Annotated in this window: 18 protein-coding genes; 9 read left to right on the forward strand and 9 right to left on the reverse strand. The window is 73.0% G+C overall.

Annotated features, from left to right (window positions below):
* Nucleotides 1–113: 113 nt before the first annotated feature.
* Nucleotides 114–1091 carry an ATPase BagA gene (gene bagA, locus ACZ462_RS25290; RefSeq protein WP_467805591.1) on the reverse strand — a complete coding sequence of 326 codons (978 nt, stop codon included), beginning with the start codon at nt 1089–1091 and terminating at the stop codon, nt 114–116.
* Between the two features lie 123 nt (nt 1092–1214).
* On the opposite strand from bagA, the gene ACZ462_RS25295 reads away from it, so the two are divergent.
* The 5 genes from ACZ462_RS25295 (at nt 1215) to ACZ462_RS25315 (ending at nt 4031) form a co-directional block, all read left to right on the forward strand.
* Entirely contained in the window at nt 1215–1376 is a 162-nt protein-coding gene (locus ACZ462_RS25295; protein ID WP_007264966.1) for a DUF4177 domain-containing protein, read from the forward strand.
* Nucleotides 1373–1846 (forward strand): RidA family protein, encoded by a 474-nt coding sequence (locus ACZ462_RS25300; RefSeq protein ID WP_467805589.1) that lies wholly within the window; start codon nt 1373–1375, stop codon nt 1844–1846. Before ACZ462_RS25295 ends, ACZ462_RS25300 begins: the two co-directional genes overlap by 4 nt.
* A 129-nt stretch (nt 1847–1975) precedes the next feature.
* Nucleotides 1976–2887, forward strand: a complete 912-nt coding sequence (locus tag ACZ462_RS25305; RefSeq protein WP_467805588.1) for an NUDIX hydrolase — start codon at nt 1976–1978, stop codon at nt 2885–2887.
* Nucleotides 2884–3729: an MBL fold metallo-hydrolase gene (locus tag ACZ462_RS25310; RefSeq protein ID WP_467805587.1), complete on the forward strand. Its 846-nt coding sequence runs from the start codon at nt 2884–2886 to the stop codon at nt 3727–3729. The genes ACZ462_RS25305 and ACZ462_RS25310 overlap by 4 nt, the downstream gene beginning before the upstream one ends.
* Complete coding sequence (locus ACZ462_RS25315) at nt 3726–4031, forward strand: hypothetical protein (RefSeq protein ID WP_467805586.1); 306 nt, start codon at nt 3726–3728, stop codon at nt 4029–4031. Before ACZ462_RS25310 ends, ACZ462_RS25315 begins: the two co-directional genes overlap by 4 nt.
* Nucleotides 4032–4057: 26 nt before the next feature.
* Here ACZ462_RS25315 and ACZ462_RS25320 read toward each other — a convergent pair whose 3' ends face one another.
* Together ACZ462_RS25320 and ACZ462_RS25325 are read right to left on the reverse strand one after the other, a co-directional pair.
* Nucleotides 4058–4858 carry a nucleotidyltransferase domain-containing protein gene (locus tag ACZ462_RS25320; protein WP_467805585.1) on the reverse strand — a complete coding sequence of 267 codons (801 nt, stop codon included), beginning with the start codon at nt 4856–4858 and terminating at the stop codon, nt 4058–4060.
* A gap of 152 nt (nt 4859–5010) precedes the next feature.
* Nucleotides 5011–5685, reverse strand: coding sequence for a Crp/Fnr family transcriptional regulator (locus ACZ462_RS25325; protein WP_014046869.1), 675 nt, complete (start codon nt 5683–5685; stop codon nt 5011–5013).
* Between the two features lie 353 nt (nt 5686–6038).
* Between ACZ462_RS25325 and nth the strand changes: the two genes are divergently transcribed.
* The 3 genes from nth (at nt 6039) to ACZ462_RS25340 (ending at nt 8953) form a co-directional block, all read left to right on the forward strand.
* Nucleotides 6039–6836, forward strand: a complete 798-nt coding sequence (gene nth / locus ACZ462_RS25330) for an endonuclease III (protein ID WP_467805583.1) — start codon at nt 6039–6041, stop codon at nt 6834–6836.
* A 145-nt stretch (nt 6837–6981) separates the two neighbouring features.
* Nucleotides 6982–7737: an NUDIX hydrolase gene (locus ACZ462_RS25335; protein ID WP_467805582.1), complete on the forward strand. Its 756-nt coding sequence runs from the start codon at nt 6982–6984 to the stop codon at nt 7735–7737.
* 13 nt (nt 7738–7750) lie between these two features.
* Nucleotides 7751–8953: a MarP family serine protease gene (locus tag ACZ462_RS25340; RefSeq protein ID WP_467805580.1), complete on the forward strand. Its 1203-nt coding sequence runs from the start codon at nt 7751–7753 to the stop codon at nt 8951–8953.
* A 342-nt stretch (nt 8954–9295) separates the two neighbouring features.
* Here ACZ462_RS25340 and ACZ462_RS25345 read toward each other — a convergent pair whose 3' ends face one another.
* The 5 genes from ACZ462_RS25345 to ACZ462_RS25365 all read right to left on the reverse strand — a co-directional run bounded on the left by ACZ462_RS25345 (nt 9296) and on the right by ACZ462_RS25365 (nt 17077).
* Nucleotides 9296–10252, reverse strand: a complete 957-nt coding sequence (locus tag ACZ462_RS25345) for an alpha/beta fold hydrolase (protein ID WP_467805579.1) — start codon at nt 10250–10252, stop codon at nt 9296–9298.
* Complete coding sequence (locus ACZ462_RS25350) at nt 10249–10707, reverse strand: phage holin family protein (RefSeq protein WP_467805578.1); 459 nt, start codon at nt 10705–10707, stop codon at nt 10249–10251. The genes ACZ462_RS25345 and ACZ462_RS25350 overlap by 4 nt, the downstream gene beginning before the upstream one ends.
* Before the next feature lie 104 nt (nt 10708–10811).
* Complete coding sequence (gene nhaA / locus ACZ462_RS25355; protein ID WP_467805577.1) at nt 10812–12263, reverse strand: Na+/H+ antiporter NhaA; 1452 nt, start codon at nt 12261–12263, stop codon at nt 10812–10814.
* A 212-nt stretch (nt 12264–12475) separates the two neighbouring features.
* Nucleotides 12476–14431 carry an acetate--CoA ligase gene (gene acs / locus ACZ462_RS25360; RefSeq protein ID WP_467805575.1) on the reverse strand — a complete coding sequence of 652 codons (1956 nt, stop codon included), beginning with the start codon at nt 14429–14431 and terminating at the stop codon, nt 12476–12478.
* A gap of 204 nt (nt 14432–14635) precedes the next feature.
* Complete coding sequence (locus ACZ462_RS25365) at nt 14636–17077, reverse strand: SulP family inorganic anion transporter (RefSeq protein WP_467805573.1); 2442 nt, start codon at nt 17075–17077, stop codon at nt 14636–14638.
* Nucleotides 17078–17375: 298 nt separating this feature from the next.
* On the opposite strand from ACZ462_RS25365, the gene ACZ462_RS25370 reads away from it, so the two are divergent.
* Nucleotides 17376–18674 (forward strand): polysaccharide deacetylase family protein, encoded by a 1299-nt coding sequence (locus tag ACZ462_RS25370; protein WP_467805572.1) that lies wholly within the window; start codon nt 17376–17378, stop codon nt 18672–18674.
* Here ACZ462_RS25370 and ACZ462_RS25375 read toward each other — a convergent pair.
* Nucleotides 18628–19668 carry an ATP-binding protein gene (locus ACZ462_RS25375; protein WP_467805571.1) on the reverse strand — a complete coding sequence of 347 codons (1041 nt, stop codon included), beginning with the start codon at nt 19666–19668 and terminating at the stop codon, nt 18628–18630. The two genes, ACZ462_RS25370 and ACZ462_RS25375, sit on opposite strands and share 47 nt — an antisense overlap.
* Between the last annotated feature and the right edge of the window lie 10 nt (nt 19669–19678).

Below are 19678 nucleotides of genomic sequence, written 5' to 3' on the forward strand. Positions count from 1 at the left end.
TCCCGTTCCCGTTCCCGTTCTCGTCCCGGCGCCCGTCGCCGCGACGCCCGCACCCGCGCCTGACGCCGCGTCCGTTCCCGCTCCCCCGCCCGCCGCCGGGCCCACGGCCCCGCTCACTCCTCGTCCGCCTGCTTGCGCAGCTCCGCCGCCAGCTCGTACAGGCCCGCGAGGTCCATCCCCGTCCCCAGCAGCGGCAGTTCGTACGCCGGCACCTCCAGCCGGGCCAGCACCCCGCGCTGCGCCCGCTCCAGAGCCACCCGGCTCGCGTGCTCCGCCGCCTGCTCCAGCAGCGGGTCCACCAGCCGCTCCGCGAGCCCGCCGCGGCGCGCCCCGCCGAGCCCGGCCCGGGACAGGGCCCGCGCCACGTCCTCGCGCACCTCGCCGGCGGCCTGCAGGGCCTCGTCGTCCAGGTGGTGCGGGCGGACCATGTTGACCACGACCCGCCCCACCGGCAGTCCCGCCTGCGCCAGCTCGGCGATCCCGTCGGCCGTCTCCTGGACGGGCATCTCCTCCAGCAGCGTCACGAAGTGCACCGCCGTCTCCGGGGACTTGAGCACCTTCATCACGGCCTGAGCCTGGTTGTGGATCGGCCCGATCCGGGCCAGCCCCGCCACCTCGTCGTTCACGTTGAGGAACCGGGTGATCCGCCCCGTCGGCGGCGCGTCCATCACCACGTGGTCGTACACGTACCGGCCGGACCGGTCCTTGCGGCGGACCGCCTCGCAGGCCTTTCCCGTCAGCAGCACGTCCCGCAGTCCGGGCGCGATCGTCGTCGCGAAGTCGATCGCGCCGAGCTTCTTCAGCGCCCGGCCCGCCGACCCGAGCTTGTAGAACATCTGGAGGTAGTCCAGCAGCGCCTGCTCCGCGTCGATGGCGAGCGCGTACACCTCCCCGCCGCCGGCCGCGACGGCGATCTTCCGCTCCTCGTAGGGGAGCGCCTCCGTCCCGAAGAGCTGCGCGATGCCCTGCCTGCCCTCGACCTCCACCAGAAGAGTCCGCCTGCCCTCGCGCGCGAGGGCCAGCGCGAGTGCCGCGGCGACCGTGGTCTTCCCGGTTCCGCCCTTGCCGCTGACCACCTGGAGCCTGCTCACAGCCTCTGAGCCTAACCACTCGCTCCCCGGGCCGCGCAGGACCCTCTCCCCTCGGACCCCGGTCCCGCCCCGACCCGGTCCGCCCGGCGCGCCCCGCCCGCGGCAGGCGATACGCTCGCCCCCATGACCAAGAAGTTCGAATACGCGACGGTCCCGCTGCTGGTCCACGCCACGAAGCAGATCCTGGACACCTGGGGCGAGGACGGCTGGGAGCTCGTCCAGGTCGTGCCCGGCCCGAACAACCCGGAGCAGCTCGTGGCCTACCTCAAGCGGGAGAAGGCATGAGCGGCGCCGTCGAAGCGAAGCTGGCCGAACTCGGCCTGACCCTCCCCGAGGTCGTCCCGCCGCTCGCCGCGTACCAGCCGGCCGTCCGCTCCGGCGCCTACGTCTTCACCGCGGGCCAGCTCCCGATGGTCAAGGGCAGCATGCCGGTCACCGGCAAGGTCGGCGCCGAGGTCTCCGCCGAGCAGGCGAAGGAGCTCGCCGCGACCTGCGCGCTGAACGCGCTGGCCGCCGTCAAGTCCGTCGCGGGCGACCTCGACCGGATCGCGCGCGTCGTGAAGGTCGTCGGCTTCGTCGCCTCCGCACCCGACTTCACCGGCCAGCCCGGCGTCCTCAACGGCGCGAGCGAGCTGCTCGGCGAGGTCCTCGGCGACAAGGGCGTCCACGCCCGCAGCGCCGTCGGTGTCGCCGTCCTCCCGCTGGACGCGCCCGTCGAGGTCGAGATCCAGGTCGAGCTCCTGCCCGACGCCTGACCGGCACCACCGTCGTCCCGCAGGCCGGGCCCGTACGCCGACCGAGGCGCGGGGCCCGGCCTGCGGCACGCCGCCCCGGGGCGGCGGGCGGCTCTCGAACATCGGGCCGGATGGCCGTAGCATCCCCGCATGCCCAACGGTGAGCAGGGACAGCAGCAGACACCCGGAGCCAGGCCCGCCGGAGGCCAGTGGTACCCGCCGGAGTGGCCCGACCGCATCCGGGCCCTCGCGGACGGCAGCCTGACCCCGGTGGAGCCCCGCCGCGCGTCCACCGTGATGCTGCTCCGCGACACCGCCGCCGGGCCGGTCGTGCACATGCTGCGGCGCCGCGCCTCCATGGCCTTCGCGGGGGGTGCGTACGCCTACCCGGGCGGCGGCGTCGACCCGCGCGACGAGGAGCAGCTCGTCGGCTGGGCCGGCCCCGGCCTCGGCGCGTGGGCGGAGCGGCTGGGCACGGACGCGCGTACCGCCCAGGCCATCGTGTGCGCGGCGGTCCGCGAGACCTTCGAGGAGTCAGGCGTCCTCCTCGCGGGCGAGAGCGCCGGCACGGTGGTCGGCGACACCACCGGTGACGACTGGGAGGCCGACCGGCGGGCCCTCGTCGCCCGCGAGCTGTCCTTCGCGGAGTTCCTCGACCGGCGCGGGCTGCGGCTGCGCTCGGACCTGCTCGGCGCGTGGGCCCGCTGGATCACCCCCGAGTTCGAGCCGCGCCGCTTCGACACCTGGTTCTTCGTCGCCGCCCTGCCGGAGGGGCAGCGGACCCGCGACGTCTCCGGCGAGGCCGACCGCACCGTGTGGATCCGCCCCGCCGACGCGGCCGACGGCTACGACAGGGGCGAGCTGCTGATGATGCCGCCCACCATCTCCACCCTGCGCTCGCTGGAGCCGTACGGCAGCGCCGCCGGCGCCCTCGCCGCGGCCCCCGGGCAGGACCTCGCGCCCGTCCTCGCGCAGGCGGCGCTGGAGAACGGCGAGGTGGTGCTCAGCTGGCCCGGCCACGACGAGTTCACCAAGCGCGTCAGCTTCGGAGGTGCCTCGTGACCGACGCCGCCGCACTGCCCGGCCGGCCCCGCGGAGCGGTCGCCTCCGGCCGGGCCACCCCGCGCGCCTTCAACGTCCTGGCGCCCAACCCGTCGGCGATGACCCTCGACGGCACCAACACCTGGATCGTCGCCGAGCCCGACTCGGACCTCGCCGTCGTCATCGACCCCGGGCCCCTCGACGAAGGGCACCTGGCGGCCGTCGTAGCGACGGCCGAGCGGATGGGCAAGCGCGTCGCGCTGACCCTCCTGACGCACGGCCACGCCGACCACGCCGCGGGCGCCGGCCGGTTCGCCGAGCTCACCGGCACCACGGTGCGGGCCCTCGACCCGGCGCTCCGGCTGGGCGACGAGGGGCTGTCCGCCGGGGACGTCGTCCGCACCGGCGGCCTGGAGCTGCGGGTCGTCCCCACGCCCGGGCACACCGCCGACTCGCTGTGCTTCCACCTGCCCGCCGACCGGGCCGTGCTGACCGGCGACACGATCCTCGGCCGCGGCACCACCGTCGTCGCCCACCCGGACGGGCGCCTCGGCGACTACCTCGACTCCCTGCGCCGGCTGCGGTCGCTGACGGTCGACGACGGGGTCCGGACGGTCCTGCCCGGCCACGGCCCGGTCCTGGACGACGCGCAGGGCGCGGTGGAGTTCTACCTCGCCCACCGCGCGCACCGGCTCGCGCAGGTCGAGACGGCCGTCGAGGACGGCTACACCACCCCCGAGGCGGTCGTCGCCCACGTCTACGCGGACGTCGACCGGGCCCTGTGGACGGCAGCCGAATGGTCCGTGCGCGCACAACTCGAGTACCTTCAAGATCACGGACTGATCCCCGGAGGACCCGAGTGACCACCCTTTACCTGCTGCTCGCCCTGCTCGCCGTCGCGGCGTGGGTCACGTCGACCGTGAGCCTGCGCATGAAGGCCCTGGAGCGGCGCGCCGAGCGGCTGGAGCGGCGCCTCGGCCTCGTCCTCGCCCACCTGGGCGTCGAGGAGCCCGAGCCGGCCGGCCTGGAGGAGGTGCGGGCGCTGCTGCGGGAGGGCCGCACCGTCTCCGCGATCAAGGCGTACCGGGAGGCGACGGGCGCTGGACTGGCCGAGGCGAAGGCGGCGGTGGAGGCGCTGGCGGAGCTGGAGGCGGACCGCGTCTGACCCCCGGGGGCGGCCGCCCGGCCGCCTCACCCGCCCTTGGTGCCGATGCGGGCCGCGTACTCGGCCGCGAGCCACGGGCCGAGGTCCTCGACCAGGTCCCGTACGGCGGCCCGGTCGGCCGCGGGCTCCAGGGCCAGCGCGGCCGCGGCCCGCATCTGGGCGGCCCGCTGCGGGTAGTACCGGCCGAAGACCTCCGCGGACTCGGCCAGGTCGCTCGTCCAGCCGCCCCAGCGCGGCATCACCAGGGTGAAGCCGGTGCGGACCAGGTGGCGGGACCAGCCTCGGGCCAGTCTGCGGAGCTCCTCGGGGCCGTCCGCGGCCGCGAGCCGCTGCCGCCAGGCGGGCAGCAGGTCGGCCAGGCCGCCGTTGGTCTCGCGGGCGAGGCGGGTGTCGGGGCGGTAGCGGGGGAGGTCCTCGGCCAGGTCGGGGCCGAGCAGCGGGGTGCACAGGCAGGCGAGGAACCAGCCCAGGTCGTAGCGTTCCTGCTCGCTCAGCAGGCGGTCCCGCCCGTACAGCAGCAGCCCGACCCCGTCGATCTGAGGGAAGTCCTCGTCGAGCGTGCGGGCCAGGACCTCGGCGGTGTCCCGGTCGTCGCCGGCGGGCTCGTGGTGCAGCGCGAGCAGCAGGTCCAGGTCGGAGCGGCCGGGCCGGGCCGTGCCGCGGGGGACGGACCCGTACAGGTAGGCGCTGTGCAGCCGGGGCCCGTAGGCATCCCGGATTCTGAGGCGCGCCGCGGCGACGACGGCGGTGAACGGCTCGCGGACCCGGCCGAGGGAGCCCTCCCGCTCGAAGTAGCCGTACGCGTCGACGCCTCGCTGCTCGCCCATGGCCCTACTGTGCCCTGCGGTGCGGCGGAAGGGGTTTTCGGGGGCCGTGGGGCGTTCGGAGACGCGCGGAGGGGACCCGCCCGGTTGCGCCCCGGGCGGGTCCCCTCTCGTTGCCTCTGCCGCTTGCCTCTGCCGCGCTCGGGCGGCGCCGGTCAGCGCGAGCGCTTGGCCAGGCGCTCGACATCCAGCAGGATCACGGCGCGGGCCTCCAGGCGGAGCCAGCCGCGGCCCGCGAAGTCGGCCAGGGCCTTGTTCACGGTCTCGCGTGAGGCGCCGACGAGCTGGGCCAGCTCCTCCTGCGTCAGGTCGTGGACGACGTGGATGCCCTCCTCGGACTGCACGCCGAAGCGGCGCGACAGGTCCAGGAGCGCACGGGCGACGCGGCCCGGCACGTCGGAGAAGACCAGGTCCGACATCTGGTCGTTGGTCTTGCGCAGGCGGCGGGCCACCGCGCGCAGCAGCGCGGTTGCCACCTCGGGGCGGGCGTTCAGCCAGGGCTGGAGGTCGCCGTGGCCCAGGCCAAGGAGCTTGACCTCGGTGAGGGCCGTCGCCGTGGCGGTGCGCGGGCCGGGGTCGAAGAGCGAGAGCTCGCCGATCAGCTCGCCGGGGCCGAGGACGGCCAGCATGTTCTCGCGGCCGTCGGGCGAGGTGCGGTGCAGCTTCACCTTGCCCTCGGTGACCACGTACAGCCGGTCACCGGGGTCGCCCTCGTGGAACAGGGCGTCACCGCGCGCGAGAGTCACCTCGCTCATGGAGGCGCGGAGCTCCGCGGCCTGCTCGTCATCGAGCGCCGCGAAGAGCGGGGCGCGCCGCAGAACGTCGTCCACGAGTCTCTCTCCTATGTCGACCAGCTCAGGGGACCGTGTTCCCCATTTTGCCGGACGGCTCAAACAGTGCGATCAATCACAAGGATGCCGGACGTACGGGCGTGCTGTGCTGCGAGCGCCCAAACGGAGTGGTGTTACCAGAGGTCCGGGCGGGTGCCCGCGGGCGGGCTTAGGCTGGCCGGGTGTCCAATAAGCCGGTGAGAGCACAGGCCAAGGGGTCCGCGGGAGTGACGCTCGCGCCCGATTCAGCCGTGGGCGAACAAGCCCCCCGAAAGGCGCCCGCCAAGCCGCCGACGGCCCGCGCGAAGCCCGCGGGCAAAGCTTCGGCCAAGAAAACGGAATCCCGCCTGGCCATGGTCCGCAGAGCGCGCAGGATCAACCGGGAGCTGGCCGAGGTCTACCCGTACGCCCACCCGGAACTCGACTTCCGGAACCCGTTCGAGCTGCTCGTCGCCACGGTCCTGTCCGCCCAGACCACCGACCTGAGGGTCAACCAGACGACGCCCGCGCTGTTCGCGGCCTACCCGACTGCCGAGGACATGGCCGCGGCCGTCCCCGAGGAGCTGGAGGAGCTCATCCGGCCGACCGGGTTCTTCCGGATGAAGGCGAAGTCCCTGATGGGCCTGTCCGCCGCGCTCCGCGACCGCTTCGGCGGCGAGGTCCCGGGGCGGCTGGAGGACCTCGTCACCCTGCCGGGCGTCGGCCGCAAGACGGCCAACGTCGTCCTCGGCAATGCGTTCGGCGTGCCCGGCCTGACCGTGGACACCCACTTCCAGCGACTGGTCCTCCGCTGGAAGTGGACCGAGCGGACGGAGCCGGAGAAGATCGAGGCGGAGATCGCCGCGATCTTCCCCAAGAGCGAGTGGACGATGCTCTCGCACCGGATCATCTTCCACGGCCGCCGCATCTGCCACGCCCGCAAGCCGGCCTGCGGCGCCTGCCCGATCGCCCCGCTGTGCCCCGCTTACGGGGAGGGCGAGACGGACCCGGAGAAGGCGAAGAAGCTCCTGAAGTACGAGAAGGGCGGACAGCCGGGCCAGCGGCTGAGCCCGCCGCCGGACTATCCGGGCAGCCCGGCCCGCCCGCTGGAGCCCGCGGCGCGGCAGCCGGCGGACGGCGGTACGGGGGACGGCGGCGCGGCCGCCTCCTGAGCAGGGCGCGGGCCCGCCGCCCCCGGCGGGCCGCGCAGGAACGAAACCGGAGCGGCGAGGCGTTGCCCCGGTGCGGGACGGCGCCGGCAGCGGCGGGCGGCACGGCACGACGGCACGGCACGAAGGCAGGGAGCGGGGATTGCCCATGACGCGCGGAGCAGGCGACGACAGCAGCGTGGCCCAGGCGGCCGCACCACCGGGCCACGGGGACGGCAGGCCGCGCGGCCTCCCGCCCGCCCCCGTGGTCAGCACCGACGGCCTGCCCGACTGGCTCGACCCCGTCGTCGAGGCCGTGCGCACGGTCCGCCCGACGCAGCTCAGCCGCTTCCTGCCGCCCGAGGACGGCCGCGGCCGCCAGTCCGCCGTCCTCATCCTCTTCGGCGAGGGACCCCGGGGCCCGGAGCTCCTCCTGATGGAGCGTGCGGGAAGCCTCCGCTCGCACCCGGGCCAGCCCTCGTTCCCCGGCGGCGCCCTCGACCCGGAGGACGGCGATCCGCACACCACCGGCCCGCTGCGGGCCGCCCTCCGCGAGGCCGAGGAGGAGACCGGGCTCGACCCCGCCGGGGTCCAGCTCTTCGGCGTGCTGCCGCGTCTGTACATCCCGGTCAGCGAGTTCGTCGTCGCGCCGGTCCTCGGCTGGTGGCGCGAGCCCAGCCCGGTGGGCGTCGTCGACCCCGCCGAGACGGCCCGCGTGTTCACGGTGCCCGTGGCCGATCTCACGGACCCCGCGCACCGTGCGACTGCCGTCCACCCCAGCGGCCACCTGGGGCCGGCGTTCACCGTGCACGACGCCCTGGTCTGGGGTTTCACCGCCGGGGTGATCGACCGCATGCTCCACTTCGCGGGATGGGAGCGCCCCTGGGACCGCTCGCGGCGGGTCCCGCTCGACTGGCGCGCATGAGACGGTGGCCCATGTGAACGTGCTGGACATCCTGTTGCTGGTCGCCGCCGTGTGGTTCGCGATCGTCGGTTATCGCCAGGGCTTCGTCGTCGGCATCCTGTCGGTGATCGGTTTCCTCGGCGGCGGTCTCATCGCCGTGTCGGTGCTGCCCCTGGTCTGGAACCAGGTGACCGACGACGGCGCGCAGGTGTCCACCACCGTCGTGGTGGCCGCCGTCGTCGTGGTCATCATCTGCGCCTCCATCGGGCAGGCCTTCACCACCCACCTGGGCAACCGGCTGCGCCGCCACATCACGTGGTCGCCGGCGCGCGCCCTCGACGCGACCGGCGGCGCCGTCGTCAACGTCGTCGCGATGCTGCTCGTGGCCTGGCTGATCGGCTCGGCGCTCGCCGGGACCTCCCTGCCCACCCTGGGCAAGGAGGTCCGCAACTCCAAGGTGCTGCTGGGCGTGTCGCGGGTGCTCCCGGCGCAGGCGAACACCTGGTTCTCGGACTTCTCCTCCGCCCTCACGCGCAACGGCTTCCCGCAGGTCTTCAGCCCGTTCTCCAACGAGCCGATCACCGCGGTGCGGGAACCGGACCCGGCGCTGGCGACGAGCCCCGTCGCCGAGGCGGCCAAGCGCTCGATCGTCAAGGTCGTCGGCACCGCCCCCAGCTGCAGCAAGGTGCTGGAGGGCACCGGGTTCGTCTTCGCCCCGGGCCGGGTCATGACCAACGCCCACGTGGTCGGCGGGGTCAGCGAGCCGACCGTGCAGGTCGGCGGCGAGGGCAAGCTGTACGACGGCAAGGTCGTGCTCTACGACTGGGAGCGCGACATCGCCGTACTGGACGTGCCCAAGCTGAAGGCGCCGCCGCTGGAGTTCACCGAGCGGGACGCCGTCAGCGGCAGCGACGCGATCGTCGCCGGCTTCCCGGAGAACGGCGCCTACGACGTCCGCTCGGCCCGCGTCCGCGGCCGTATCAACGCCAACGGCCCGGACATCTACCACCGCGGCACCGTCCGCCGCGACGTGTACTCCCTGTACGCGACCGTCCGCCAGGGCAACTCCGGCGGCCCGCTGCTCACGCCCGACGGCAAGGTGTACGGCGTCGTCTTCGCCAAGTCGCTCGACGACCCGAACACCGGCTACGCGCTGACGGCGGACGAGGTCCGCGACGACATCCGGCTCGGCAGGACGAACGACCGCCGCGCCGACACCCAGGGGTGCGCCATGTGACCGGGGGCCGCTGAGCCGCGGGGCCCGCACGGGCCCCGGCCCGGACGGCTATGGCGTGCGCTGGTGGCGCAGCCTGGCCGAGACCCAGCGGGCCCTGCGGCGCAGGATGCGCGGGATTCCGAGCTGTGGGTCGTGGGCCTCGCGGCCCGTCCTCCCGTACGCGCCCGGCGTCGCTGCCGGGCGGCGGTCGCGTGCGGTGTCACCGTGGTTGTGCGTCCAGCCCATACAACGAGCTGTGCCCGTGCCCCAAGGTCCGTAACCCCTTCCGCGGCGGCCAATTGGCCTATGCGCGCGGCAATTGAATGCCTGTAGGACCGCGCGGCCGACAATCCGTCAGGTCGGTCAGCGGTCGGGCTCGGGGTCCTTCAGCCAGCCGATCAGCTCGGAGGAGAAGGCGCCCGGGTCCTCCTCGTGGGGAAAGTGCCCGAGGCCGTCGAACAGGCGCCAGCGGTACGGGGCTTCGACGAACTCGCCGGAGCCGGCGGCACTGCGCGTGCGCATCACGGGGTCGAGCGAGCCGTGCATGTGCAGCGTCGGCACCCGTACCGGCATCTTCATCCTGCGGTTGAACTGGAGCCCGTCCGGCCGGGCCATGGAGCGCATCATCCAGCGGTACGGCTCGATCGAGCAGTGGGCGGTCGACGGGATGCACATGGCCCGCCGGTAGACCGCGAGGTCGTCCTCCGCGCCGTCCTCGCGGAGCCGCGGCCCGGACCAGTCGCGGATGAGCCGGCCGACGAGCGCCCCGTCGTCGGCGACGAGCTGCCGCTCGGGGATGAACGGCCGCTGGAAGCCCCAGATGTGCGAACTCGCCCGGGTCTGGCCGACGTCGGACAGCATCGCCGACCGCCAGCGGCGCGGGTGGGGCATCGACACGACGGCGAGCCGGCGTACCAGCTTGGGCCGCATCACGGCGGCCGTCCAGGCGAGGTAGCCGCCGAGGTCGTGCCCGACCACCGCGGCGTCCGGCTCGCCGAGGGAGCGGATCACCCCGGTGACGTCCAGGGCCAGGTTCGCGGGGTCGTAGCCGCGCGGGGTGCGGTCGCTGCCGCCGACGCCGCGCAGGTCCATGGCGACCGCGCGGTAGCCGGCGTCGGCGAGGGCGGTCAGCTGGTGCCGCCAGGTCCACCAGAACTGGGGGAAGCCGTGCAGGAGCAGGACGAGCGGGCCGTCACCGAGTTCGGCGACGTGGAACCGGGCGCCGTTGGCGGCGACGTCCCGGTGGGTCCACGGCCCGTCGAGGCGCACCGCGGTCGCGGCGGTGGGCGGTGTGCTGGAGTCCGGTGCGCTCGCTGTCATGAGGACGAGCGTGCCACACCCACCGCCTTGTCACTCAACGGCCGCGGGTGCGGCTTGACGGTCCCGACGACGGCCGCGGTCTGCTTCATGGAGGCCATGGACTTCTCCGGCGGCTTGACCTTCTTGAGCTTGGCCCCTCCGATCAGGATGAGCAGGCCCGCGATCAGCAGGAACGCCACGCCGACGATGAGGAACGACCAGGCGAGGCCGAGCCCGAGGTTGTGGATCCCGTACGCCGCGGCGAAGCTCAGCACCGGCAGGGAGAACAGGGCGAACACCCCTGCGACGGAGATGGCGGCGCCGCCGATGCCCGCGCGCTTGACGTCCTGGCGGAGCTCCGCCTTGGCGAGGGCGATCTCGTCGTGCACCAGGGCGGACATCTCGGCGGTGGCCGAGGCGACCAGCTGGCCGAGTGTGCGCTCGGCTCCTTGCGCCCCTTGGTCCACTGCGGTCATCGCTCTCTCCCTCTGTCGTCTGCCGGCGGCTGTCCTCCGTCGGACACAAGCGTTCAGTTCAGATCATGCCGGACGCTCGCCCGCGGCGCTGGACCCGGAGGCCCTCAGGTTGTGCCGCCGGGCGCGCCGGAGCCTGCGCCGCCGCTCCCGGGGGTGTCCGCGGCGGCCGCCGCGGCGCGGGCCAGGCGGCGGTGCTCGGCGGCCTTCTCCTCGTGGATCCGCGCCATGCGCAGGTGGTACTCCGGGTTGTCCGCCTCGTAGACGTCGGGGATGCCGTCGTGGTCGTCGTCCCGGTCCTCCGCCTCGGTGAGGGCGCGGTACGTGCGGTTGCGCAGCTTGAGCAGCACGCCGGCGAGGACGGCGGCGATGAGGGAGCCGACCAGGACGGCGGCCTTCACCTCCTCGGTCAGCGCGAGGTCCTCCTTGAAGGCGAGTTCGCCGATCAGCAGCGAGACGGTGAATCCGATGCCGGCGAGGCCGGCCACGGCGAGGACGTCCGGCCAGGCCAGATCGCGGTTGAGCTCCGCCCGCGTGAAGCGGGCGGCCAGCCAGGTGCCGCCGAAGACGCCGACCGTCTTGCCGACGACCAGGCCGAGGACGACGCCGAGGGGCTCCGGCCGGGTGAAGACCTCGGCGAGGGCCCCGCCGGAGAGCGGGACACCGGCGGAGAGCAGGGCGAACAGCGGTACGGCGATACCCGCCGACAGCGGCCGGACCAGGTGCTCGATGTGCTCGCCGGGGGAGTGCTCCTCCCCGTCCCTGCGGGTGCAGCGGAGCATGAGGCCCATGGCGACGCCGGCGATGGTGGCGTGGACCCCGCTGTTGTACATGAGCCCCCAGACGGCGAGGCCGAGCGGGACGTACACGTACCAGCCGCGCACGCCCTTGCGCAGCAGGAACCACATGAGGGCCAGGCCGACGAGGGCGCCGACGAGCTGCGGGAAGTGGATCTGGCTGGTGAAGAAGACCGCGATGATCAGGATGGCGAAGAGGTCGTCGACGACGGCGAGGGTGAGTAGGAAGGCCCGCAGGGCCGAGGGCAGGGAGGTGCCGAGGACCGCGAGGACGGCAAGGGCGAAGGCGATGTCGGTGGCGGTGGGGACCGCCCATCCGCCGAGGGAGCCGCCGCCCGCCGTGTTGACGGCCACGTAGACCAGCGCGGGCACGGCCATGCCGCAGATGGCGGCGATCACGGGCAGGGCGGCCGACTTGGGGTCGCGGAGGTCGCCCGCGACGAGTTCGCGCTTGAGCTCGATGCCGGCGACGAAGAAGAAGATCGCGAGGAGGCCGTCGGCCGCCCAGTGCTGGAGCGAGAGGTCCAGGCCGAGCGCGGCGGGGCCGATGTGCAGGTTGCGGACGGTGGCGTAGCTCTCGGATATCGCGGGGATGTTGGCCCACAGCAGGGCGGCCACCGCGGCCAGGAGGAGGAGGATGCCGCCCACGGTCTCGGTGCGCAGGGCGTCCGCCACGTAGCGGCGCTCGGGCAGGGAGAGGAGGCCGAGGAACGAGCGGCGCGAGGAGTGGTCGGTGGGGCTGGGCGTGCGGGGCGCGGCCACAGGGCTACCTCCGGGGTCGACGGCATGGCGGAACTCGCTGCCGACCAGACTTCCCGGCGCACCCTGTGAACTGTCTACATGCGGTTTTTACGATTCTCATACCTTACAGGTGTGCGCGAGCGTACAGCGGACGATCTTCACCTTATGCGCGAAAGGGGCATCCGGCGCGGCGGTCGCGTCGAATGCCCCTTCCGGCGGGCGGGTCCCGGCGGTCAGTCCTCGGAGGACGCCGAGGGCAGCTTGGTCTGGATGAGGTCCATGACCGAGGAGTCGGTGAGCGTGGTGACGTCCCCGAGCTCGCGGTTCTCCGCCACGTCGCGCAGGAGGCGGCGCATGATCTTGCCCGAGCGGGTCTTGGGCAGTTCGGCGACCGGCAGGATGCGCTTGGGCTTCGCGATCGGGCCGAGGGTGGCGGACACGTGGTTGCGGAGTTCGGCGGTGAGGCCGTCGTCCTCGCTCGCGGTGCCGCGGAGGATGACGAAGGCGACGATTGCCTGGCCGGTGGTCGAGTCGGCGGCGCCGACGACGGCGGCCTCGGCGACCGCGGGGTGGGAGACGAGGGCGGACTCGACCTCCGTGGTGGAGATGTTGTGGCCGGAGACGAGCATGACGTCGTCGACGCGGCCGAGGAGCCAGATGTCCCCGTCCTCGTCCTTCTTCGCGCCGTCGCCGGCGAAGTAGCGGCCGGGGAAGCGGGACCAGTAGGTGTCGGTGTAGCGCTGGTCGTCGCCCCAGATCGTGCGGAGCATCGACGGCCACGGCTCCGTCAGGACCAGGTAGCCGCCTGCCCCGTTCGGAACTTCGGCCGCTTCGTCGTCGACGACGGTGGCGCTGATGCCGGGCAGGGGGCGCTGGGCGGAGCCCGGCTTGGTCTCGGTGACGCCGGGCAGCGGCGAGATCATCATCGCGCCGGTCTCGGTCTGCCACCAGGTGTCGACGATCGGGCAGCGGTCGCCGCCGATGTGCTTGCGGTACCAGATCCACGCCTCGGGGTTGATGGGTTCGCCGACCGAGCCGAGGATGCGCAGGCTGGACAGGTCGAACTTGGCGGGGATGTCGTCGCCCCACTTCATGAACGTGCGGATGGCGGTCGGGGCGGTGTAGAGGATCGTGACCCCGTACTTCTGGATGACCTCCCAGAAGCGGCCCTGGTGCGGGGTGTCGGGCGTGCCCTCGTAGAGCACCTGGGTGGCGCCGTTGGCGAGGGGCCCGTAGACGATGTACGAGTGGCCGGTGACCCAGCCGATGTCGGCGGTGCACCAGTACACGTCGGTCTCGGGCTTCAGGTCGAAGACGGCGTGGTGCGTGTAGGCCGTCTGGGTCAGGTAGCCGCCGGAGGTGTGCAGGATGCCCTTGGGCTTACCGGTGGTGCCGGAGGTGTAGAGGATGAACAGCGGGTGCTCGGCAGGGAAGGGCTGCGGGGTGTGCTCGCTGCTCTGGCGGTCCACGATCTCGTGCCACCACACGTCGCGGCCCTCGGTGAAAGCGGTGTCCTGACCGGTGCGCCGGACGACGAGGACGTGCTCGACCTGCGGGCACTTGGCGAGGGCCTCGTCGATGGCCGGCTTCAGCGCGGAGGGCTTGCCGCGGCGGTGGCCGCCGTCGGCGGTGATGACGAGCGTGGCGTCGGCGTCCTGGATGCGGGAGGCGACGGCGTCCGCGGAGAACCCGCCGAAGACGACGGAGTGGGCCGCACCGATGCGGGCGCAGGCGAGCATCGCGACGACGGCCTCGGGGATCATGGGCAGGTAGATCGCCACGCGGTCGCCGGCGGTGACGCCGAGTTCTGCCAGGGCGTTCGCGGCGCGGGACACCTCGTCCTTGAGCTGGGCGTAGGTGATCGTGCGGGTGTCGCCCGGCTCGCCTTCGAAGTGGAGGGCTACCCGGTCGCCGTTGCCGGCCTCGACGTGCCGGTCCACGCAGTTGTAGGCGACGTTGAGGGTCCCGTCGGCGAACCACTTCGCGAACGGCGGGTTGGTCCAGTCCAGGGTCTCGGTCGGCTCCTGGGCCCAGGTCAGGCGGCGGGCCTGCTCGGCCCAGAAACCCAGCCGGTCCGCCGCGGCCTGTGCGTACGCCGCCTGCGTCACGTTCGCTTCGGCCGCCAGACCGGCAGGCGGAGCGAACCGCCGCTCCTCCTTGAGCAGATTGGCCAGGCTCTCGTTGCTCACGACATCTCCCTTTCCCAGGGTGCCCGTTGTGTCCCCGGGCATAGCTCATCAGTCGAACGGGCCGGTGACAAGGGGTAACCCGAAATTGGTTTAGACCTATTACGGTGTCGTCACCTGCATACGAGCGGCCCCCTCCCGCCGGACGGGGGAAGGGGCCGAACGATGGCACGGAACCGGGAGGGTATCGGTTCGGGTGGGTCCTGATCAGGCACGCCGGCCGACACTGTCAAAAACACGGCAGTCGAAGAAGTCCTCCCCCTCGGACAGCAGGTAGGCCTGGGCCTCACCCACGTGGAAGTACATGCCGTGCAGCTCCAGCGTCCCCTCCGCGAGCCGCCGGGCCACCGACTCGTGCGCCCGCAGGTGCTCCAGCTGCTGCACCACGTTGGTCAGGCACAGCTGCTCCACGGCGTCCGCCGGGAGCCGGCCGGAGATCCGCGCCCAGGCGTGGTGCGGGCTGTCCATCCGCTCCAGGCTCGGCCGGCCGTGCCGCAGCCACCGGCCGAGCGGGCTCGCCGGCTCCCCGGGCGCGGAGTCCAGCAGGGCCTGCATGGCCCCGCAGCCCGAGTGCCCGCACACCGTGATGCTGTCCACCCGGAGCACGTCCACGGCGTACTCGATGGCCGCGGCGACCGAGTCGTCCCCGGTCTCGGCCCCCGGCAGCGGCACCAGGTTCCCGACGTTGCGGACGGTGAAGAGGTCGCCGGGGCCGCTGGCCGTGATCATGCTGGTGACGAGGCGTGAGTCCGCGCAGGTCAGGAAGAGCTGCGAGGGCCGCTGCCCCTCGCGGGCCAGCCGGGCCAGCTCGTCGCGGACGTGCGGCGCGGTGTCCCGCTGGAAGGCCGTGATCCCGCTGGCCAGACGGCTGGCGCCGCGGCTGCGCGGGGCCGCGGCCGGGTCGCGACCCGCAGCGTGGTCGGGACCCGCGGCGTGGTCGGGACCCGCGGCGGCGGCCGCCGGGCCGGTGTCGGCCGGCGCGGGCGCAACCGGAGCGGCCGCCGGGTGCGTACGGTCGCCGGCTGCCTGGTGGTCGCAGTGGTTCTTCCACGGGGTCCAGGGCCGGCAGCAGTGGTGGTCGGAACCGGAAGCGGAAGCCGTGCGGAGGGCGGGGGCGGTGTGGTTCCCCGGCTCCGCCTGCGGGCCGCTGACCTCCAGCGAACCGCCGTGCGCCAGATGGGACTCCTGCCAGTCGTGCAGCGTCTCGTACGCGGCGTGGTCCATGAAGGAGCTCTCCAGCTCCATCACCACATGCCCCTTGTGGGGGATCTGCGCCAGGGTCCGGCTCAGCCGCGGCACCGCGAGGAAGGTCAACTGGCCCCGCACCGCCAGATGGTGGACGCCGTCCCGCGCCTCCACCGTGATCCTGGTCCGGGCCAGCCGGTGGAGGGCCAGCGCCACGGCCACCGCGATCCCGACGGCGACGCCCTCCAGGACGCCGCCGAGAACGACGGCCGCGATGGTGGTCGCGTACACGGCGATCTCCCGGTGGCGGGTGACCGTCCGCATGTGGGTGATGCTCACCATCTGCACGCCCACCGCCATGACGAGCGCGGCCAGCGCGGCCAGCGGGATGAGGTCGAGTACGGGCACGAGGAACCCGGCCGCGAGCACCACCCAGAAGCCGTGCAACATGGCCGATTTGCGGCTCATCGCTCCGGACTTCACGTTGGCCACGCTGCGGACCGCCACACCGGTGATGGGCAGGCCGCCGAGCGCGCCGGAGACGATGTTCGCCGCGCCCTGGCCGCGGAGTTCGCGGTCGAGGTCGGCACGGGGCGGCCGGGCGCCGGTGGGCCGCTCGGAGGCGATCAGCTTGTCCGTGGCGACCGAGGACAGCAGGGACTCGACGCTGCCGACCAGGGTGATGGTCAGGACAGCGGCGATGAGCCCGAGGACCGGGCCCTCGGGCAGCTCGGGCAGGGCGTGGCTGCTCCACGAGGGCAGGTCCACGCGCGGGAGCCGCAGGCCCGCCACGGTGGCGACCGCGGTGGCGGTGCCGACGGCGGCGAGCGCGGGGGGCACCTTGCGCAGGGCCCCGCCGGCCCGCCCGGGCAGCCGCGGCCAGGCGATGAGGAGGAGCAGCGTGAGCGCGCTGATCCCGAGGGCGGTCGGGTGGATGTCCGCGAGCTGCGAGGGCAGCTCGCGGACGTTGGCGAGGGCGGAGCTCTGCGGGGTGCCGCCGAGGACGATGTGCAGCTGGGCCAGGGCGATGGTGACGCCGATGCCGGCGAGCATGCCGTGCACGATCGCCGGACTCACCATCAGGGCGGAGCGGGCGGTGCGCAGCGCGGCGAGGCCGAGCTGGCAGCAGCCGGCGAGGACGGTGATGGCGCAGGTGGTCCGCCAGCCGTACCGCTGGATCAGTTCGGCGGTGACGACGGTGAGCCCTGCGGCCGGGCCGCTGACCTGGAGCGGGGCGCCCCCGAAGTACCCGGCGACGAGGCCGCCGGCGGCTGCCGCCACCAGGCCGGCCTGGAGCGGGGCGCCGGTGGCGAGGGCGATGCCGAGGGAGAGGGGCAGGGCGATGAGGAAGACGGTGAGGGAGGCGGAGAGGTCCGCCGCCAGGTCGGTCCGGCGGGGCGGGGAGGGGGTGCCGGGCTTGGGGCCGACGGTGTCGGCGGGGGGCTTGGGGAAGGTGGCTGTCACGGGGTCCCGTCTCCTCTGTGAGGGATGAAGCGGCGGGAATCAGCGGAAAACAGTCGTCGGCAGTCGGAAACGGTCGCCGTTCGATGCGGACATCTACGGCAGTACCAACAGTCAGTAAATGAAAGGTAATCCTGAGTAAAGCACTGCGGAAGGTAATGCGGGCAAACGGTCCAAAGATTCCCTCCCAGTGCTGAATAAGCATTTTTTACGGCTTGTCACACCATCTCCGAGACGGGCGGCGTGGGACGTTGCGGCCCGGAAGCGAAGTCCTGCGAGGCAAGCGAGGAGAGGTGGACGGATGATCGCCGCCACGAAGAAGACCGCCGGCTGCCTGGTCGCCATGGCGCTGGTGCTGGGCGTCGCCGGGTGCAGCGGTTCGGAGTCCGCCGGCCCCTCCCGCGGGCCCGGCGGGAAGAAGGGCGCGGCCGCACCGGAGGCCCCGGGCAGCGTCAACCGGCCGATCGGCGACGGCTCGACCGCGTACACCGGCCCACAGCCCCATGTGGCCGCGCAGCAGCGGATGAAGCCCGGAGAGAAGCCCCCGCAGTTCGTGGTCTTCTCCTGGGACGGCGCCGGCGAGGACAGCCAGAGGCTCTTCTCGCACTTCCGCGAGGTCGGCAGGAAGTACAACGCCCGGATGACGTACTTCCTCTCGGGCGTGTACATGCTTCCGGAAGAGAAACGTTCCCTCTATGTGGCGCCGCAGCACGAGCCCGGCCGCTCCGACATCGGCTTCGGCGACCTCCAGGGCATCAAGGACACCGCCGCGCAGATCCGCGCCGCGTGGCTGGAGGGCAACGAGATCGGCACCCACTTCAACGGGCACTTCTGCGGCCCCGACGGGGGCGTCGGCACCTGGTCCGTCGACGAGTGGAAGAGCGAGATCAACCAGGCCAAGTCCTTCGTCAAGAACTGGAAGACCAACTCCGGCCTGAAGGACCTCCCGGCGCTGCCGTTCGACTACGACAAGGAGCTCATCGGCGCCCGCACGCCCTGCCTGGAGGGCCAGAAGAACTTCATGCTCGCCGCCAAGGACATGGGCTTCCGCTACGACTCCAGCGGCATCTCCAAGCAGGTCTGGCCCAAGAAGGCGGACGGCCTCTGGGACATTCCGCTCCAACTCGTGCCCCTGCCCGGCCGCGCCTTCGAGACGCTGAGCATGGACTACAACTACCTCGTGAACCAGTCCGGGACGACGACCCAGGGCGACCCCTCGCAGCACGTCTACTGGGGCAACCAGATGCGCGACGGCCTCCTCCAGGCCTTCGAGCGCGCCTACCAGGGCAACCGCGCGCCGCTGATCATCGGCAACCACTTCGAGTCCTGGAACGGCGGCACCTACATGCGTGCCGTCGAGGAGACCATCAAGGGCGTCTGCACCCGCGCCGAGGTCCGCTGCGTGCCGTTCCGCGAGCTGGTCGACTGGCTCGACGCCCAGGACCCGAAGGTCCTGGAGCGGATGCGGACCCTCGGCGTCGGCGAGGCGCCGAAGGAGGGCTGGGCGACGTTCCTGACGGCCGCGCCCGCCTCCCCGTCCGCCGGGGCCGCGGTCAAGCCGGCTGCGGGGCCTGCCGCAGCGGAAGCGGCGCAGGACTGAGCAGTTCCGCCGCGGCGGGCCCGCCGCCGGAGCCCTCGCGCAGGACGAAGCCGGGATCGACCTGGGCCGCCAGGTCGAGCCCGGTCCTGGCGTTGCCCCAGCTCTGCGCGTTGCGCAGGTGGAAGTGCACCATCTGCGCCGTGTAGCGCTCCCAGTCCCGCAGGGCGTACGAGGCGTCGGCCGCCTCCCGGAGCGCGTCCAGGGCCCGGCGGCTGCCCTCCTCCAGCCGTGCGAACGGCGCCGGGCGGCCCTTCTCCATCGCCCGCACCCAGTCGGAGTGCCCGACCGCCACCAGCAGGTCCTCGCCCACCTCGTCCCGCAGGAAGGCCAGGTCGTCCTCGCCCTGCACCTTGTTCCCCACGACCCTCAGCGCCACCCCGAAGTCCCGTGCGTACTCCTTGTACTGCCGGTAGACGGAGACGCCCTTGCGGGTCGGCTCGGCCACCAGGAAGGTCGTGTCGAAGCGGGTGAACATGCCGGAGGCGAAGGAGTCCGAGCCGGCGGTCATGTCGACCACCACGTACTCGCCCGCCCCGTCGACCAGGTGGTTGAGGCAGAGCTCCACCGCCCCGACCTTCGAGTGGTAGCAGGCGACCCCCAGGTCCGATTCGGTGAACGGGCCCGTGGCCATCAGTCGTACGGCCCCGCCGTCGAGGGGCACCTCCCGCGCGCACGCCGCGTAAATCGGGTTGTCCTCGGTGACGCGCAGCAGGCGCGATCCGGCGCCGGGAGGCGTCGTCTTGATCATCGAATCGGCCGAGGCGATCCGCGGGTTGGAGCCCCGCAGGTACTCCTTGATGAGGGGGAGGTGGGCGCCGAGCGCGGGGAGGGCGGCCGCCTGCGCGTCGTCGAGGCCGAGGGCGGCGCCGAGGTGCTGGTTGATGTCCGCGTCGACGGCGACGACGGGCGCGCCCGCCGCGACGAGGTGGCGGATGAACAGGGAGGACAGGGTGGTCTTGCCGCTGCCTCCCTTTCCGACGAAAGCGATCTTCATGTTCACGAAG

It is taken from the genome of Streptomyces sp. NPDC031121 (assembly GCF_055570615.1).

Bases quoted from the DNA above. Each gene is read 5' to 3' on its own strand.
- ACZ462_RS25295 (WP_007264966.1), top strand. From the start codon at position 1,215: ATGACCAAGAAGTTCGAATACGCGACGGTCCCGCTGCTGGTCCACGCC.
- ACZ462_RS25300 (WP_467805589.1), top strand. From the start codon at position 1,373: ATGAGCGGCGCCGTCGAAGCGAAGCTGGCCGAACTCGGCCTGACCCTC.
- ACZ462_RS25305 (WP_467805588.1), top strand. From the start codon at position 1,976: ATGCCCAACGGTGAGCAGGGACAGCAGCAGACACCCGGAGCCAGGCCC.
- ACZ462_RS25320 (WP_467805585.1), bottom strand. From the start codon at position 4,858: ATGGGCGAGCAGCGAGGCGTCGACGCGTACGGCTACTTCGAGCGGGAG.
- nth (WP_467805583.1), top strand. From the start codon at position 6,039: ATGGTCCGCAGAGCGCGCAGGATCAACCGGGAGCTGGCCGAGGTCTAC.
- ACZ462_RS25335 (WP_467805582.1), top strand. From the start codon at position 6,982: ATGACGCGCGGAGCAGGCGACGACAGCAGCGTGGCCCAGGCGGCCGCA.
- ACZ462_RS25345 (WP_467805579.1), bottom strand. From the start codon at position 10,252: ATGACAGCGAGCGCACCGGACTCCAGCACACCGCCCACCGCCGCGACC.
- ACZ462_RS25350 (WP_467805578.1), bottom strand. From the start codon at position 10,707: ATGACCGCAGTGGACCAAGGGGCGCAAGGAGCCGAGCGCACACTCGGC.
- ACZ462_RS25370 (WP_467805572.1), top strand. From the start codon at position 17,376: ATGATCGCCGCCACGAAGAAGACCGCCGGCTGCCTGGTCGCCATGGCG.
- ACZ462_RS25375 (WP_467805571.1), bottom strand. From the start codon at position 19,668: ATGAAGATCGCTTTCGTCGGAAAGGGAGGCAGCGGCAAGACCACCCTG.